This is a genomic window from Mesorhizobium sp. M0139 (genome assembly GCF_040322455.1).
Taxonomy (GTDB): Bacteria; Pseudomonadota; Alphaproteobacteria; order Rhizobiales; family Rhizobiaceae; genus Mesorhizobium.
The window spans coordinates 1-16,096 of the sequence record NZ_JAMYTN010000028.1; the positions used below are offsets into that span (position 1 = coordinate 1).

Annotated in this window: 13 protein-coding genes and 1 pseudogene; 6 read left to right on the plus strand and 8 right to left on the minus strand. The window is 61.5% G+C overall.

Going from position 1 to position 16,096, the window contains the following annotated elements:
- Nucleotides 1–306: 306 nt before the first annotated feature.
- Nucleotides 307–1,242, minus strand: a complete 936-nt coding sequence (locus NKJ58_RS29565; RefSeq protein ID WP_352854564.1) for an ImmA/IrrE family metallo-endopeptidase — start codon at nucleotides 1,240–1,242, stop codon at nucleotides 307–309.
- 2,467 nt (nucleotides 1,243–3,709) lie between these two features.
- Here NKJ58_RS29565 and NKJ58_RS29570 point away from each other — a divergent pair.
- Nucleotides 3,710–4,384 carry a thermonuclease family protein gene (locus NKJ58_RS29570; protein WP_352854566.1) on the plus strand — a complete coding sequence of 225 codons (675 nt, stop codon included), beginning with the start codon at nucleotides 3,710–3,712 and terminating at the stop codon, nucleotides 4,382–4,384.
- A gap of 472 nt (nucleotides 4,385–4,856) precedes the next feature.
- Here NKJ58_RS29570 and NKJ58_RS29575 read toward each other — a convergent pair whose 3' ends face one another.
- From NKJ58_RS29575 to NKJ58_RS29605, 7 genes are all read right to left on the minus strand, one after another.
- Nucleotides 4,857–5,252, minus strand: a complete 396-nt coding sequence (locus tag NKJ58_RS29575; RefSeq protein WP_023801991.1) for an XRE family transcriptional regulator — start codon at nucleotides 5,250–5,252, stop codon at nucleotides 4,857–4,859.
- Nucleotides 5,252–5,623, minus strand: a complete 372-nt coding sequence (locus tag NKJ58_RS29580) for a type II toxin-antitoxin system RelE/ParE family toxin (protein ID WP_023813997.1) — start codon at nucleotides 5,621–5,623, stop codon at nucleotides 5,252–5,254. The genes NKJ58_RS29575 and NKJ58_RS29580 overlap by 1 nt, the downstream gene beginning before the upstream one ends.
- 31 nt (nucleotides 5,624–5,654) lie before the next feature.
- Nucleotides 5,655–5,984: a hypothetical protein gene (locus tag NKJ58_RS31570; RefSeq protein ID WP_155930619.1), complete on the minus strand. Its 330-nt coding sequence runs from the start codon at nucleotides 5,982–5,984 to the stop codon at nucleotides 5,655–5,657.
- An 84-nt stretch (nucleotides 5,985–6,068) separates the two neighbouring features.
- Entirely contained in the window at nucleotides 6,069–7,283 is a 1,215-nt protein-coding gene (locus NKJ58_RS29590) for an MFS transporter (protein WP_352486902.1), read from the minus strand.
- Nucleotides 7,284–7,340: 57 nt separating this feature from the next.
- A complete protein-coding gene (rpoN, locus tag NKJ58_RS29595; RefSeq protein WP_352854567.1) occupies nucleotides 7,341–8,777 on the minus strand; it encodes an RNA polymerase factor sigma-54 in 1,437 nt (478 codons plus the stop codon).
- A 69-nt stretch (nucleotides 8,778–8,846) separates the two neighbouring features.
- Nucleotides 8,847–9,380 carry a peroxiredoxin gene (locus NKJ58_RS29600; protein ID WP_023736335.1) on the minus strand — a complete coding sequence of 178 codons (534 nt, stop codon included), beginning with the start codon at nucleotides 9,378–9,380 and terminating at the stop codon, nucleotides 8,847–8,849.
- A 1,132-nt stretch (nucleotides 9,381–10,512) separates the two neighbouring features.
- On the minus strand, nucleotides 10,513–10,812 hold the full coding sequence (locus NKJ58_RS29605) for a hypothetical protein (RefSeq protein WP_352854569.1): 300 nt from the start codon (nucleotides 10,810–10,812) through the stop codon (nucleotides 10,513–10,515).
- 200 nt (nucleotides 10,813–11,012) lie between these two features.
- Here NKJ58_RS29605 and NKJ58_RS29610 point away from each other — a divergent pair, with 200 nt between their 5' ends.
- The 5 genes and pseudogenes from NKJ58_RS29610 (at nucleotide 11,013) to NKJ58_RS29630 (ending at nucleotide 16,077) form a co-directional block, all read left to right on the plus strand.
- Nucleotides 11,013–12,215: a cytochrome P450 gene (locus NKJ58_RS29610; RefSeq protein ID WP_352854570.1), complete on the plus strand. Its 1,203-nt coding sequence runs from the start codon at nucleotides 11,013–11,015 to the stop codon at nucleotides 12,213–12,215.
- Between the two features lie 91 nt (nucleotides 12,216–12,306).
- Entirely contained in the window at nucleotides 12,307–13,596 is a 1,290-nt protein-coding gene (locus NKJ58_RS29615) for a cytochrome P450 (protein ID WP_352854571.1), read from the plus strand.
- Between the two features lies 1 nt (nucleotide 13,597).
- Nucleotides 13,598–13,723, plus strand: a pseudogene (locus NKJ58_RS29620) (ferredoxin); the annotation flags it as partial.
- A 168-nt stretch (nucleotides 13,724–13,891) separates the two neighbouring features.
- Nucleotides 13,892–14,734 carry an SDR family oxidoreductase gene (locus NKJ58_RS29625; protein ID WP_352854586.1) on the plus strand — a complete coding sequence of 281 codons (843 nt, stop codon included), beginning with the start codon at nucleotides 13,892–13,894 and terminating at the stop codon, nucleotides 14,732–14,734.
- Nucleotides 14,734–16,077 carry a cytochrome P450 gene (locus NKJ58_RS29630; protein ID WP_352854572.1) on the plus strand — a complete coding sequence of 448 codons (1,344 nt, stop codon included), beginning with the start codon at nucleotides 14,734–14,736 and terminating at the stop codon, nucleotides 16,075–16,077. Before NKJ58_RS29625 ends, NKJ58_RS29630 begins: the two co-directional genes overlap by 1 nt.
- Nucleotides 16,078–16,096: the final 19 nt, after the last annotated feature.

Here is a 16,096-nt window from a genome sequence, read left to right on the forward strand (position 1 = left end):
GGCGTTCCTTCGCGGGAATCGGTGACGTTGAACATCACCAGCCTGCCATGACCGCCCTCTCTCAGCGAATTTGCAGAACTCTCAGCACACTACCCATTCCGGCAGAAATGGCTCGTTGCCGAGGGGGATGACGCGCTCGCCGGTCTCCTTCTTTGACGGCATCGAAAGGTCAGGGGAGCTAGAAGGCGCTATTTTGAAGTTTGTAGTAGGGTCGACATTTCCCGACCGGCTTTGCACTGCCTAAGCGTAACTGCGAATCGGAACCTTGTTGAACCACGCGCCGCTGGCGGTCGACGGGTGGCATCGTTAGGGTTTGGCGAGACTCACTTTCTTTCCAATATGATCGCGCCATAAGCCGAGCCGCTTTATTCGATATTCAACAAGTTCCGGTGAGGTCCCGAAGAAGGATGCGATCTCGGGGGCACTTTTGCCATCCGAGACCATACGCTTGATCGCGTCTCGTGGAAGCAAAGTTGCCGATGCCAAGAAATAAGCGTCGTGCTCTTCAGCGCTATCATATGTTCGACCGAAGCAGCCAGCAATCTTAGCTATCTTGGTTAGCTTGTGCCCGGCAAGAATATGCCAATACTCCTCAAGTAGCGTCACTCTTTGTCTCTCAAGGGTATGGTAGTCGTTTAAAAAGACAACCCAGCTATCCTGATCGGAATTCAAGGGAACGCTCATCGCGGACCACTCGCCGCGCGACGGTCCAGCAAGCGTGTTTTTTGCCTTTCCGGAAATACAGGTGGATTCCCGCAATCGTTCTACCGTAACAGAATCAACAACCAAATAAAATGGATCCAGCGGATCGCTTTTCTTCAACCCTAACTCTTTTCGGAAATCTTCGGCCGTCTGCTCGAGCTCCTCCTTAGACATGGCGATAACTTCAGCATCTATCGGCGCGCTGCTCGGTTCTGATATATCACCCTTAGTGTAGTGCTGACGAAGACACACGGCTGCGTGCAGTAGGGTTTGCACAGTCCCGGAGGACGCGTTTTTGCCAGCGCGGAAGTGGACGAATGCCACCCGATCAAAGCCAAGCTCGTGTTCATCGGCATCAGGGCCGAGCCACTCGAGCAGCCTAATTTTGGAATTGTTGTCGGGCGATCCGTCGCCCCGCTCGATGCGGGCCAGCGTGGAGAAGCTGATCCCCACAATCCCCGATAATGCCCTTATACTAAGACCTTCGCGTTCCCGCTTCTCGCGGACCGCCCCGACGAGCTTTTCTTCGAATTCGTTCATGTTCACCATTGTGCGATCAGCACACCTTGACACACTCCGCTCCAGAATGCATCCTGTGCTGGTGACACAGACTCGCACATCGGCAAGCAAAATGGAAGTGTTGTTGACCAACGATGCGCGGGCTGAGTTGCAGCGGATTGGCGACGGTTTGGACGCGCGCCAGCCCGTGGGGGTAAGGGACCGGGGAATCGTAATTCTCGGCCCACAGCCCACATCACCGACTGTCCAGGAGAAAAGTAATGAGCAACAGCAAGGAGCGGGAGGACCCGCAGCCCGATCACGGCAAGGGTCCACCAGACGGCAAAGGTCGTCCGATCGATCACGGGCGCCCCGTGCCGGATCACGGATCGTCGGCCTCGCCGGCAACTACGCCGGGCAGCTAGAGAATGTGCAACGGGCATACCCCGGAGCAACTCTCCTCCCCGATGACCATGGAGTATGGCTTCTCGCTCGCAGCCAAGTCATAGATGGTTTAGCGCGAGAAGCCATATTCCTTATTGCCTTACCAGAAACACCAGCGGTCGAGCCGCGTGGATGGGCGTTCTGGGAGCAAGATGGGCAGGTCGAATGGATCGGCCCGCGACATACCAATTTCCCTGACGGCTCGGTCTGCGCTTATCACCCCATGCTCGACAAAGCTTGGTCGCCAGGTGGTGATTTGTGCACGTTGCTCGACCTTTATAGCGTATGGGCGCTTCGTCACCTTCATTTGGTGGTGTTTGATCGGTGGCCGGGACGCCAGTATGCGATGCCTGATGAACTGGGCCAATCTGATCCCTATTATCGGCTAACTCAGTTTAAGGAGGCCGAGCTTTGCAGCTGCGGATCAAATCGGCGCTATGGCGAATGCTGCCGGCCGCATGACCTGAAACTGCCCTTTCTGTCAATTCTGCACGCCTTCAAAAGGCGTAATCTCGGTCTCGGCATCCTTGGTCGAGCGCCCCCCGCCGAAATTCCAGCGTTGATCGCCCAAGGAGGACAAAAACCTCCACCTTCCATGTTAGAGGTTCACTCTGCTCTGCGGGCGCATGTCGCGGACGTCAGCCGGAATCCGTAGCTCTACATCCCGTAAGAGATGCACGATCGGGTCAGAGGGGAAGCATGCCGCTCCTGACGAATCCCCAATGCCAGGTGCCGACGACTTCCGAGCCCTCGAACCAAGTCGAAAAGTTCAGCTTCGGAAAATGCAGCACGCGGGCCGCCCATCATATTTTCTCAATATCGTGGTCGCCTGGACCCTTTGCCCATGGGGTCCAGCCCTTGCATAGCCGTTGCGCCAATTCGCTGTTTCGCATCTTCATTCCTACGGAATGATGGATAAAATAACGGGGTATATCCGTCGGAATAGGGAAGTCTACGAACTGCCAGCAGGTGGAATTTGGCAGAATTTACCAGATTTGTTCATCACTCTTGCACCAAAATTCAACTTTAGGAGATGCTAACTCGGCCTTGGGAGGGCTGGGGGATGAGAATAAAAGCATTTGTGGCACTTGGTGCCACGGCAGCGCTGGGCGGCTGCCAAACAAGCAATCAAGCTGACTACATGCAAATAGGCTACGGGCCTAGTTTCGACGTCGCCCACGCTCAATGCGAAATGCACAAGGGGTCGGTTGACCAAGGCTATATTGCTATCGGGTCCCCGGGCTTTGTTGCGGGGGCCGGAATCGGCAATGCCCTCGGCAACTTGGCTGCCGAAGACCAGTATATGAAGAACTGCCTCATCCTAAGCGGGTGGAAGCGTGCCCCGCATGGCCAGAGTGCCACGGCAGCTCCAGCCGTTGCTGGTGGCGCGCCACCGACACCCTATGGGATCCAGCGCGCACCTGGCAGCTGGATCAATACGGCGCTGCTGGACTGGTCAGACGCGAATAACAAGTGCGTCGCCGGCGACAAGGCCGCGTGTGGGACTCGAGCGAAGCTTGGTGCGCAACTGAGAGCCGCCGGCATAAACCCGGCGCCGGTCTAGGGGCCATGCAGTGGAACCTGGCGATCTGCCTTGGCATCGTTCTAGCATTGAGCGGCTGCGCAGCGGATTATCTCAATCACTACGACAGCGTGACGCTCTCTGCCGGCGACGCCAATACGCCAATAGCCTCGCCCAGACAGTCGACCCGTTCAACCCGAACAGTCAGAACACGCATATCGAGGGCGACGGCCAGCGAACAGCTGGAGTCATCCAGGCCTTTCGCGGAATCCCGCTGACACCGCCAGGCCAAGGTGCGCGCCAAGGTGGCGGCGGGGACTCTGGCAATCATCCATGCGATCTGCGCAATGGGGTTGACAGCCTAGGCCGGGCTTGCGGTGAACGTGCCGCCGAAGCGAAACCGGGCGGCCGCACCGGACATGAGGCGAACTAGCAATGCTGCGTAGAATGCGATCGCCTCGCCGGAGGCCACTTGGCGTGGTGCAAAGGCGCCTGATCTTGGTGACGGTGGCCGCGGCTGGCGCTCTGGCTGCGCAAACGGCCATGCAACACAGCGACCGCGTACCTGAGTTCCATCTGCCGAACTGGACCAGCGCGGGCTTGGCGACGATTGCCGGCGTGGCATCCGTCATCGACGGCGACACGATCGAAATCCACGGACAGCGCATCCGCTTCAACGGCATCGACGCGCCGGAGAGCCAGCAGCTTTGTAAAAATGCGAGCGACTATCCCTACGGCCGGCGATCGGCACAGGCGCTTGACACCTTCCTGGCCGCGTCGAAGCCAGTGCAATGCACATTCTTGACCTGGGATCGCTATCACCGCTTTGTCGGCGACTGCCAGCGTGCCGATGGCGCCAGCGTGGGCGCTTGGATGGTCGAGCACGGCCAAGCGATCGACTGGCCCCGCTACAGCCATGGTGCCTATGCAGCGCAGCAGGGGAAGGCGGAAGCGGCGAAGGTCGGGCTGTGGGTCGGAAAGTTCCAAGCGCCGTGGGAATGGCGCGCCGGGCATGGAGACAATGCCCAACCGGCGGTGAGCCAACCGCTCGGCACCATCAGCCGTCAACAGGTAGCGCAAAGCTACTCATGCCAGCCGCGGCGGAAATGCTCGCAAATCAGCTCGTGCGACGAGGCTCAATGGTATCTCAGTAATTGTCCGTGGGGCGGCAAGCTCGACCGGGATGGCGACGGGCAGGCGTGCGAAACCTTATGCTAGGAATGGCGACGATGACAGCGAGACTAATTGGACTGGCTGTGGCTTTGTGCCTGCCCTTTCAGATGGTTGCGCTTGCGGCGGGAGAACCGACTGTGGTCTCCTGCAAGTTTGAGCACCTGCCTCCGATGCTGCTAACGTTCCGTGGCGGGATGGGAGCTAACGACAATACTCTGCAAGTCGGACAAACCCCGCCCGTTTCGTTAAGCGTCGGATCAAGTTTGATGGTTGCCGAAATAGGGGCACATGGCTGACTGTTCCCCGGGGCGCAGCTTCACCGCGCCGATCTCATCGAGGCAATTGCACCGCGCAGTCCAGGAGGCAGCCAAAGTCGCCGGCATCCGCAGCTCACACCTATGTCGGCCTCCGTTAACTTGCCGCGAGCTGGCTTAACTAGGACCTTGCTCATACCTACTCCTCGCATGGACGAGAGCATCTCGCCCCCATCGGTAGTCTTTCGCCGAACAGAGTGAGGTCAGCCGGCGCGTGCGGCCTTTGTGCGATTACGTCCACCTGCCGCTCTTTTAACGCTACGCACGGAGACGGCTTTGGGAGCCACGACGTCGCCGAGCCGCTCTATACGGAGGGGCGCGCGCGAGGGAAGGCGAACGACGAGTTCGAGTTGCCCCCCGATCGCCTCGACGTAGCTTTTAAGAGTAGACAAGTACATGTCGGCTTGTTTCTCGATCTTCGAGACCGAAGGCTGCTTGATCTTGAGGACCGAAGCGATTTCGGCCTGGGCCTTTCCAGCGGCACGCCGCAAATCGCCGAGACTCTCGACTTCTCCCCTTAACTCTTCGAAACGCGCGTCGACCCGCTCCCGACGATCCTCGGGGAGCGCAGCGATTAGGTCATCAAGCTTGCGTCCCATCACTTCTTCTCCTTCTTCGCCGCCGCCAAACGGTCGAGATGCCCTTGATAGCGCTTGTCCGCCTTGGCGATCAGACGTTTATAGAAGCGCTTCTCACTCACGCCCGACTTATCGCCGGCGACGAGCAGGATCGCCTTCCGCTTCCGGTCGAATGCGAACGCAACCCGCCAGACACCATCATCAGCATCGAAGCGAAGTTCTTTCATGTTCGCGAACGACGAGTCATTCAAGGTATCCGCATGCGGTCGCCCCAGCTGGGGCCCAAACACACCGAGCAGCTTAGCGGAGGCCAATAGCTCATCTTGGACTGTCTGGGGCAACGCCTCGAACTCCCCATCGAACTCATCGCCAAAAACGACTTCCCAAGTCATATATAGCTCCTAGGCTATGTGGTCAACATCATCAAGCTGCCGAACGATAGTCTGCGGCCGAAACAAGGTAGGCGCCGTCGACGATAATCCGGCCGCCGTTGACACGACTGGCAATTCGCGACCTGTCTGCGCTATCGAGCGGCATCGTCACCGGCGTTCTGACGGGCATGGCCGGCGCGTAGCTGTCGCTTGCCCATAATGCCTGCTTGTCGTAAAGGATATGACCGCCAGCAAGGGTTCCATCGCGCCGGCAGCGCTCACCGACGCCAAATGGAAACCGGTGCCGGCGAGGTTCGCGTGTCTGGCGGCGAAGGTCGCGTGGCCCGGAGGTGAAGCCGGCGAGGCGCTTGCGCTGGTCCATGCGTAATCGTGCGGAGGACCGCGCCGCGCTGTGCATCGCATCTCTCGTCCCGCTGCGCTGCTGAGGCCTCTTCTGTCAGGCGGTCTAGGTTTCGCGCTTCGGGCCGAGCACGAACACTATGAGGGCAGCGACGAACGTGGCAACAGCACTGTAGGCAATGGCGCTGGTAATCCCCGCATTCTCCACCAACAGTCCGCCGAAAATCGCGCCGGCGGCGATTGCCACTTGGAATACTGTGACCAGCAGCACACCGGCGCTTTGGGCCTGCTCGGGAACGGCCCTCCGTACCATCCACGTCTGCAATCCCACTGGCACCGCGCCGAAGGCAAACCCCCACGCGGCAACAGCAATCGCCGAGGCCAAGGCCGATGCTCCCGCCGTCAGCAGCGAAACAGCGGCTATCGCTATGAGCAGCGGTGCAAGGGCCGCGACTGCCTTGAGACTGTACTCGGCCAGAAGCCCGCCGGCCAGATTGCCGAAAAATCCGCCGATGCCAAAAGCAAGCAACACAAGCGAGATCGTTTCTGCATCCAGCGCGGGAATCTTCTCGAGGAAGGCGCGGATATAGGTGATTCCGGCGAAGTGGCCGGAAGCGACCAGCAGGACGACCAAAAGCGCAACCTTGACCATCGGAATCTTAGCCACATCCAGCAGGCTGCGGAAGCTAGCCACTCCAATCGGAGGCAGTCTCGGAATGGTTATGAGTTGCACCAGCAGTGTAGCCGCGCCGCCGGCTGCGGCGAGCATGAAGGCGCTTCGCCATCCCCAGATATCGCCGACATAGGCGCCGATTGGAGCTGCGCAGACGGTAGCTACGGAAACGCCGGTGAGGATGATCGACATGGCGCGGGGCAGGAGGTGGCTTGGAACGAGCCGCATCGCCAGTGCTGCCGACATCGACCAGAAGCCTCCGAGCGCTATGCCGAGCACGACGCGTGCAGTCAGGAGAACCGCCAGCGACCACGCGCCGGCCGCCAGAACGTCCGACAGGATCAGCAGCAGCGTCATGGTCCACATGACGGTCCTGCGGTCCAGGCGCTTTGTGATGATGGCCACCGTCGGCGCCGAGATCGCCCCGACGATAGCTGTCGCCGTCATCGCCTGTCCAGCCGCTCCCTCGCTGATACCGAGATCATGCGCGAGGGGCGTGAGCAGGCTGACAGGCAGAAACTCTGCCGTGACCAGCCCGAAGGTGCCCAAGGAAAGCGAAATGACCGCACCCCATGCGGGACCAGACGGTGGGACGGGCTTTTCTGGGTGCAGAACAGCGTCCATGACACCTGCTGCGGATTGGGTCATGAACGAAGTCTCCACTTTGATGCAATGCAACGTGATGTTGGCTGCCTTGACCCAAATCTAAAAACACAAGCGCATTTCCCGGCGGCGTTGCACGGAGGAGGGGATGTTCATTGCTTCGCGATATTTTGTGACGGTGCGGCGCGCAACATCGACGCCGGTTTCCTTCAGCCGGACAGCGATGTCCTCATCGGAAAGCACGTCGCCGGGAGATTCTGCGGCAATGATCGCTTTGATCCGATGCCGGACAGCTTCGGCGGAGTGCGCATCGCCGCCTTGGCAGGACGCGATCGCGACGGTGAAAAAATACTTCAGTTCAAAAACTCCGCGCGGGGTAAGCATGTACTTGTTCGAGGTCACCCGGCTTACCGTCGACTCGTGCACGCCGATCGCGTCAGCGACGGTTCTAAGATTGAGAGGCCGCAGGTGGGCGACGCCGTGTTCCAAAAAGGCATCCTGCTGACGCACGATTTCAGCCGCAACCTTAACAATGGTCTTGGCGCGCTGATCGAGGCTGCGGATTAGCCAGTTCGCGTTTTGCAAGCATTCGTCGAGAAATGCTTGATCTTTCGAATTTTGGGCAGTTTGACGCGTGACTTCGGCATAATAGGTTTGGTTGATCAGCAGCTTTGGCAGCGTGGCGGGATCAAGTTCGATCTGCCACCCGCCTTGCGGCGAGGGCGTGACCCAGACGTCGGGTATGATTGATTCAGACGCACCGGATTCGAATCTGTTCCCAGGCTTGGGATCGAGCGCCCGAATCTCATGCATCATGTCGAGAAGGTCTTCTTCATCGACGCCGCAATGCTGCTTCAGTGCCTCAAAATCCCGTCGCGCAAGCTTTTCAAGATGGGCAACCAAAGCTGCCATTGCCGGGTCGAGCCGATTTCGCTGGCGCAACTGAATCTCGAGGCATTCTCTGAGACTTCGCGCAAAAACTCCCGGTGGATCAAATTGCTGCAAGGTTCCGAGAACCCGTTCCACAACAGCCTCATGGACATTCAGGCTCTCGGCCAGCTCCAAAAGGTTTGCCCGAAGATAGCCAGTGTCTTCCAGATCGGCGGCAAGCTGGCCAGCGATCAGCCGCTCCTGTGGTGTGAACGCAGTGAGGGCGATCTGACGAGCGACATGGTCGTGCAATGTTTCGGCGAGGGTGGCATACTCGTCGAGGGAAGGGCCATTGCCGGGCGGGTTGTTGGTCGTGTTGCGAAGTGATTTCCATTGCCCGAGCCGTTCAGGCGAACCTCCCCCGGTCGGTCCTTCAACGGCGTTTGCCCTAGGGCCGACAGGCTGATCCGCTCCCGAAATCGAAGCATCGTCAAAAGGCCCGCCATCGTTTGACGCAGATTCCAAGAGCGGGTTCTTCTCGATTTCCCGCTCCACGAACTGATGCAGTTCAGTATGCGCCAGTTGCAGCAAGCGAATCGACTCAATCAGTTGAGGCGATGCGACGATTGATTGCTTCTGGCGCTGAAACAGGCTTGCTGAAGATTGCATGGTGAGTGCTATAATCCTGTCGAGGAGCCTCTTGGGGCCTGCAATGGCGCCAGTGAGACGTTTTCTAGGTCATGCGGCGGCTTTCAGCGTTTCGAGAACGTTTTGCGGGGATGAGACGCCATACGGGTCGGCCTCGCAGTTGTCGGAGAAACCTTCCTCCTCGAACCAGTGCTCCACCACGCCATTGTTGATCAGGGCGGCGTAGCGCCATGAGCGCATCCCGAATCCGAGATTGTCCTTGGCAACCAGCATGCCCATCTTGCGTGTGAACTCGCCTGAGCCATCGGGGATGAGCTCGACCTGCTTCAGGCCCAAGGACTTCCCCCACGCATTCATGACGAAGGCGTCGTTGACTGAGAGGCAGTAAATCGCGTCAATTCCCTCCTTCTCAAACTCATCATAGAGCTCTTCGAACTTGGGCAATTGGTAGGTCGAGCAGGTCGGCGTGAAGGCGCCAGGCAGCGAGAACAGGATGACCCGCTTGCCGGCAAAGTAGTCGTCAGATGTCTTTTCTTCCCAGCGATATGGATTTGGCCCCTGGACCGACTTATCGTGAACACGCGTGAGAAAGGTGACGAAGGGAACTTTCTTTTGAACTGTCATCAAGTTGCTCCTAAAGAAGAAAACTGCCGTTGATTTCGGGCAGAGGCTGGCGCAATACCGAGAAAAGGCTCGTATGCTCGGGCACGGAATGAGGACCTCGCGGGTCGCAACCTCCTTTTCCATCCCGACGTATGGGAACGTCCTGGCTGCTGGTCTTTGCCATCCGAACGCAATCGATCTGAGCGAGCTGGAGACCGTCGAGCCGCTTGCTTTCCACGGCTATGGCGCCGCAAGCGGGATCGATCACTCGCGCTCGTGCCCACGGAAAAGTGATAGCGGCCGGAAGTAGCCAATATCGCAAGCATGTGCAGGCCTCAAATGTGACTTTACGCAACAGACCCGCGTCACTGGACTGGTTCAGCGTGTTGTCGATATGTGGCGGTGACCCGCCGACCTTGGCTTGGGCGACCCTTTGACGGGGACTTTTCGGCACTCACATGCTGAACAGAACCGGCAAACGGCAATTGCGCGAGCGCCCCGTGTTGGCGTGCCGGCACCGGACCAGCCATGCGCAAAGCGGCTACCGAGCAAGGACCTCCGGAGGAGACGATGCCCCCGATGTTCAACGGGAGCGGGCACCGTCTCCTCAGGCCACGGTCTAGAGCTTCGCGTGTCGGGCATAGTGCAAGTCGCTTTCATCGTTTTTGATGGTGCTCTAACCAGGAGCAGCAAGCGGCGTGCCATTTCAAATAGAGATGCTTTTGGACCGCCCCCTTTTTCTCGGAGGCCGTGTCTTAGAAGATCGGGCGCACGCTATAACCGCCTCGTCACCACACGCAACGGTGCTGTATGGTGCGGGTATTCGGCGCTTCCGCCCCGGCTGGGCAAAGACGAACCGGAAGCCGAGCCGATGCACTACCTCACACCGGCGGGCACTGCAGCGATTGCGTGTTCTTGCGTGCGGAGCCACGGCTATCGCGAACACGCGCCTGTCGCAGCAACCATGAGCGCGCGCTCTTCGGCAAGCGCCCTGATTCCGTGAGGATCGAATTCCACAATCGTGTCTGTTTGCCGCCCTCTTATGTTCGAAACTGGACCAGAATGTCGCAAGCCCGACCTAAAGGTCGCCCGAGGCGTTCTGTCCGACACTGTTCCGTCGCCTTTGTTGGCCCGCGACACCGGCTTATTTCGCCTAGCTCTTCTCTGGCCTCAGGCTAAGCCGCTGAGAAGCTGCCACAATCTTTTTCTGCTGCGGCCAAATTGGCACGAGATTTGAAGCACCTTCGTTGCGGGCCGGGAGCCGCCGACCGACTTTCATTTCGTGGATGGCACGAATGGAACGAAGAAAGAAAAGCAAAATGTCAAATCCGCGTCGGATAGCGTCTATGGGCAGGGGGTCCTCGGCGAAGCCGCCCTTACCCAACAGCTCGCCGCCCTTGTCGACCCTTGCGCAGGAAATCTTGGCCGCCGGCGGCTCAAAGGCCCACCACACCGACCTTATCCTGAAATCGATGGTGCAGGATAAAGTTCTGCATCTCGCCGCGCGGTGTGCCTAGACAGTTACACGTTGGCCGATCTTGATAATCGGTCTGCTTTCGGACGACGTCGTCTACATGCCGTCTTAGGTCTTCGCTGCCGCAGCACCCGCCGGTCACCTTCCGCCCTTCCATCGCTATAGAGTGAAGTGCCAGCATGTCCGAACAACCTTTGCCGACGCTGCCGATGTGGCGCGTCGATCACATTGAGCCCTCGCCCGAGATGTTGGCGCTACGGGCCAACGGTCCGATCCACCGCGTGCGCTTCCCGTCCGGGCACGAAGGCTGGTGGGTGACAGGCTATGAGGAGGCCAAGGCGGTGTTGTCCGACGCGGCGTTCCGGCCCGCGGGAATGCCGCCGGCGGCATTCACCCCGGATTCGGTGATTCTCGGTTCGCCAGGATGGCTGGTCTCGCACGAGGGGGGCGAGCATACGCGGTTACGCACGATCGTGGCGCCGGCCTTCACCAACGGCAGGGTGAAGCTGCTCGCGCAGCAGGTCGAGGCGATCGCCGCGCAGTTGTTCGACACGCTGGCGGCCCAGCCCCAGCCCGCCGATCTGCGGCGCCACCTCTCCTTTCCGCTTCCGGCCACGGTCATCAGCGCGCTGATGGGCGTGCTCTACGAGGATCACGCCTTTTTCGCCGGGCTGTCCGACGAGGTGATGACGCACCAGCATGAAAGCGGCCCGCGAAGCGCGTCGCGCTTGGCCTGGGAAGAACTCCGCGCCTACATTCGCGGCAAGATGCGGGACAAGCGCCAGGATCCGGGCGACAACCTGCTGACGGATCTGCTCGCGGCGGTCGACCAGGGCAAGGCGACCGAGGAAGAGGCGATCGGCCTGGCCGCGGGCATGCTCGTGGCGGGTCACGAGAGCACCGTCGCGCAGATCGAATTCGGCCTGCTGGCCATGTTCCGCCATCCGCAACAGCGCGAACGCCTGGTCGGCGATCCATCCCTGGTGGACAAGGCGGTGGAGGAAATCCTGCGCATGTACCCGCCGGGCGCGGGCTGGGACGGCATCATGCGCTATCCGAGGACCGACGTGACCATTGCGGGCGTGCATGTTCCCGCGGAGAGCAAGGTGCTGGTCGGCCTGCCGGCGACGTCCTTCGATCCGCGCCATTTCGACGACCCGGAAATCTTCGACATCGGACGTGACGAAAACCCGCACCTGGCGTTCTCCTACGGGCCGCACAACTGCGTCGGCTTGGCGCTGGTCAGGCTGGAACTCAAGGCGGTGTTCGGTTCAATCTTCCAGCGCTTTCCCGCGCTACGCCTGGCCGTGGCGCCCGAAGAACTGAAGTTGCGCAAGGAGATCATCACTGGCGGGTTCGAGGAGTTCCCGGTGCTCTGGTGATGCGGGGACGCCACCAGGAATCGCGACGTTCTCGAGTTGCCGGCGCGCCTGCCGCGCGCCGATCAGATCAGCCAGCCAACAGGTGACCAAGATGGACGTGCAAGAAACCACGGTAGCATGCCGGGACGCCTTCGCCGAACTGGCGTCGCCAGCGTGCATTCAGGACCCGTACCCATTCATGCGGTGGTTGCGCGAGCACGATCCGGTACATCGCGCGGCGTCGGGCCTCTTTCTGTTGAGCCGCCACGCCGACATCTACTGGGCGCTTAAAGCCACTGGCGATGCTTTTCGGGGGCCGGCGCCAGGCGAACTGGCGCGCTATTTCCCGCGGGCGGCGACCAGCCTGTCGCTAAGTTTGCTGGCGTCCACTTTAGCGATGAAGGAACCACCAACGCATACGCGTCTGCGCCGGCTGATCTCGCGCGATTTCACCATGGGCCAGATCGACAAGCTGAGGCCGACCATCGCTCGCATCGTCGCAGCGCGCCTGGACGGCATGGCGCCCGCGCTGGAGCGCGGGGAGGCGGTGGACCTGCATCGGGAATTCGCGCTGGCCTTGCCCATGCTGGTTTTCGGCGAACTGTTCGGCATGCCCCCGGACGACATTCTCGCGCTCGTCACCGGCATCAGCGCCATTCTGGAAGGCCTGAGCCCGCACGCCAGCGATCCCCAGCTCGCCGCGGCGGACGCGGCCAGCGCCAGGGTGCAGGCCTACTTCGGCGACCTCATACAGCGCAAGCGTATCGATTCCCGCCACGACATCGTGTCAATGCTGGTCGGCGCACACGACGACGATGCCGAGATGCTGTCGGATGCGGAATTGATCAGCATGCTCTGGGGCATGCTGCTGGGCGGCTTCGCCACCACTGCCGCGGCCATCGGCCATGCGGTCCTGGCGATGCTGGCGTATCCCGAACAGCGGCACTGGCTGCAGGGAGATGCCGGAGGGGTGAAGGCATTCGTCGAAGAAGCCCTGCGCTACGACGCGCCCGCCATGTTCAGCTCCATTCCGCGTATCGCCCAGCGCGACATCGAACTGGGCGGCGTGGTGATCCCGAAGAACGCGGACGTGCGCGTGCTGATCGCGGCCGGCAATCGCGACCCGGACGCCTTCGCCGATCCCGATCGCTTCGATCCCGTGCGGTTCTACGGCACCAGTCCTGGCATGTCGATCGACGGGAAGATCATGCTGACCTTCGGCCATGGGATCCACTTCTGCCTTGGTGCGCAACTGGCCCGGGTGCAGTTGGCCGAGAGCCTGCCGCGGATCCAGGCGCGCTTCCCCACGCTGGCATTGGCCGAGCAGCCGACCCGGGAGCCCTCCGCGTTCCTTAGAACATTCCGCGCGCTGCCGGTACGGCTGCATGGGCAGGAGGGCTGAGATGCGCGTCGTAGTCGATCAGGATCTGTGCGGAACGACCGGGCAGTGCGTGCTGACGCTGCCTGGCACCTTTCGCCAGCGCGAACCGGACGGCGTGGCCGAAGTGTGCGTGGCGACGGTCCCGCAGGCGCTGCACGCCGCCGTGCGGCTTGCGGCCAACCAGTGCCCGGTCGCCGCCATTCGGATCATCGAAAACGACACTGGCCATGACGAGCGCGCCAGCGCCGACCCGGCGCCTTCTCCGACGCAGGCCGAGGGGCATGCCGCGAAAGACCAATGCAATTCAGGAGACACGATGGGAAGGTTTGAAGGCAAGGTGGCCGTGGTGACCGGCGCCGGCGCCGGCATCGGCAAGGCATGCGCTCTCGCCATCGCGCGCGGGGGCGGCAGAGTGGTGGTGGCCGACATTGATGGCTCGGCTACCATCGCCTGCACCGCGCAGATCGCGGCCGAAGCGGGCCACGCGCTGCCCATAGCCATGGATATCGCCGATGATCAGGCGGTGGCAGCGCTGTTCGAGACGGCGGAGCGGCACTTCGGGGGGGTCGACCTGCTGGTGAACAATGCGAGCGCCATGCATCTGACCCCGCGCGACCGCGCGATCCTCGACCTGGACCTGGCAGTCTGGGACCAGACCATGGCGACCAATCTGCGCGGCACGCTGCTCTGCTGCCGGCAGGCCATCCCACGGATGATCGCCCGCGGCGGTGGCGCGATCGTCAACATGTCCTCATGCCAGGGGCTGAGCGGTGACACGGCGCAGACGTCCTACGCCGCGTCGAAGGCGGCGATGAACATGCTCTCGGCTTCGCTCGCCACCCAGTACGGTCACTCTCAGATACGCTGCAACGCGGTTGCGCCGGGTCTTATCATGACCGAGCGTCTCCTCGCCAAGCTGGACGAATGCATGCAACGGCATCTGCGCCGGCACCAGCTCCTGCAGCGCGTCGGCCTCCCCGAGGACGTGGCCGCGCTCGTGGCGTTCCTGCTCTCCGACGATGCTGCGTTCATCACTGGCCAGGTCGTGTGCATCGACGGCGGCATGCTGGCGCATGTGCCGACATACGCCGAGGGTGGCAACAGCTGCGCCGCGCGCCCTGCCGGCGACACCGAATCGGCGGCGGCGGCGCGCTGCTGATGGACATGCTGCTCAACCCACTCAACCGTCGGCACCGGCTGCGATGCGACATCCCGGTCATGCCTGGCGCTTTCCCCCTGGTCGGGCATCTTCCCGCCATTGTCTGCGACCTGCCGCGCCTGCTGCGGCGCGCGCAACGCACGCTGGGCAGCCACTTCTGGCTGGATTTCGGCCCTGCCGGACATCTGATGACCTGCGTGGATCCGGATGCATTCGCACTGCTCAGGCACAAGGACGTGTCCTCGGCGCTGATCGAAGAGATCGCGCCCGAATTGCTTGGCGGAACGTTGGTTGCCCTGGACGGCGGCGCGCACCGGCAGGCGCGCGATGCCATCAAGGCAGCGTTCTTGCCCAAGGGGCTGACCCAGGCCGGGATCGGCGACCTGTTCGCGCCCGTCATCCAGGCGCGGGTGCAGGCGTGGCGCGCCCGCGGCGAGGTAACCATCCTGCGCGAAACCGGCGACCTGATGCTGAAGCTCATCTTCAGCCTCATGGGAATCCCCGCGCAGGACCTGCCGGGATGGCATCGCAAGTACCGGCAATTGCTGCAGTTGATCGTCGCGCCACCGGTCGACCTGCCCGGACTGCCATTGCGGCGCGGCCGCGCCGCCCGCGACTGGATCGACGCGCAGTTGCGCCGGTTCGTCCGCGACGCGCGCGCGCATGCCGCGCGCACCGGGCTGATCAAAGACATGGTGAGCGCCTTCGACCGCAGCGACGGTCCGCTCTCCGATGACGTCCTGGTCGCAAATATCCGCTTGCTACTGCTTGCCGGTCACGACACCACTGCCTCGACGATGGCCTGGATTGTGATCGAGCTGGCGCGGCAGCCTGTGCTGTGGGACGCCCTCGTCGAGGAGGCGCAACGCGTGGGCGCGGTGCCGACCCGGCACGCGGACCTGGCGCAGTGTCCGGTCGCCGAGGCGCTGTTCCGCGAGACACTGCGCCTGCATCCGGCGACCACGCTCCTGCCGCGTCGCGCGCTGCAGGAATTGCAACTCGGCCAACGACGCATTCCCGCGAGCACCCATCTATGCATCCCGCTGCTGCATTTCTCGACCTCGGCGCTGCTGCACGAGGCGCCTGATCAGTTCCGCCTGGCGCGGTGGCTGCAACGCACGGAGCCGATCCGGCCGGTTGACATGCTGCAGTTCGGTACCGGCCCACACGTCTGCATCGGCTACCATCTGGTATGGCTGGAAATGGTGCAGTTCTGCATCGCCTTGGCGCTGACCATGCACAAGGCCGGGGTGCGGCCGCAGTTGCTGAGCGACGTCGAAAAAGGCCGGCGCTATTACCCGACCGCACATCCGTCCCTGGCAATCCGCATAGGCTTCTCATGAGCTGGCATCGCATGCCCTG

What these genes read in the sequence shown, in the direction of transcription:
- NKJ58_RS29565 (WP_352854564.1), bottom strand. Translation starts at nt 1,242, where the DNA reads ATGAACGAATTCGAAGAAAAGCTCGTCGGGGCGGTCCGCGAGAAGCGG.
- NKJ58_RS29570 (WP_352854566.1), top strand. Translation starts at nt 3,710, where the DNA reads ATGCAACACAGCGACCGCGTACCTGAGTTCCATCTGCCGAACTGGACC.
- NKJ58_RS29575 (WP_023801991.1), bottom strand. Translation starts at nt 5,252, where the DNA reads ATGGGACGCAAGCTTGATGACCTAATCGCTGCGCTCCCCGAGGATCGT.
- NKJ58_RS29580 (WP_023813997.1), bottom strand. Translation starts at nt 5,623, where the DNA reads ATGACTTGGGAAGTCGTTTTTGGCGATGAGTTCGATGGGGAGTTCGAG.
- NKJ58_RS31570 (WP_155930619.1), bottom strand. Translation starts at nt 5,984, where the DNA reads ATGGACCAGCGCAAGCGCCTCGCCGGCTTCACCTCCGGGCCACGCGAC.
- NKJ58_RS29590 (WP_352486902.1), bottom strand. Translation starts at nt 7,283, where the DNA reads ATGACCCAATCCGCAGCAGGTGTCATGGACGCTGTTCTGCACCCAGAA.
- rpoN (WP_352854567.1), bottom strand. Translation starts at nt 8,777, where the DNA reads ATGCAATCTTCAGCAAGCCTGTTTCAGCGCCAGAAGCAATCAATCGTC.
- NKJ58_RS29600 (WP_023736335.1), bottom strand. Translation starts at nt 9,380, where the DNA reads ATGACAGTTCAAAAGAAAGTTCCCTTCGTCACCTTTCTCACGCGTGTT.
- NKJ58_RS29610 (WP_352854570.1), top strand. Translation starts at nt 11,013, where the DNA reads ATGTCCGAACAACCTTTGCCGACGCTGCCGATGTGGCGCGTCGATCAC.
- NKJ58_RS29615 (WP_352854571.1), top strand. Translation starts at nt 12,307, where the DNA reads ATGGACGTGCAAGAAACCACGGTAGCATGCCGGGACGCCTTCGCCGAA.
- NKJ58_RS29625 (WP_352854586.1), top strand. Translation starts at nt 13,892, where the DNA reads ATGGGAAGGTTTGAAGGCAAGGTGGCCGTGGTGACCGGCGCCGGCGCC.
- NKJ58_RS29630 (WP_352854572.1), top strand. Translation starts at nt 14,734, where the DNA reads ATGGACATGCTGCTCAACCCACTCAACCGTCGGCACCGGCTGCGATGC.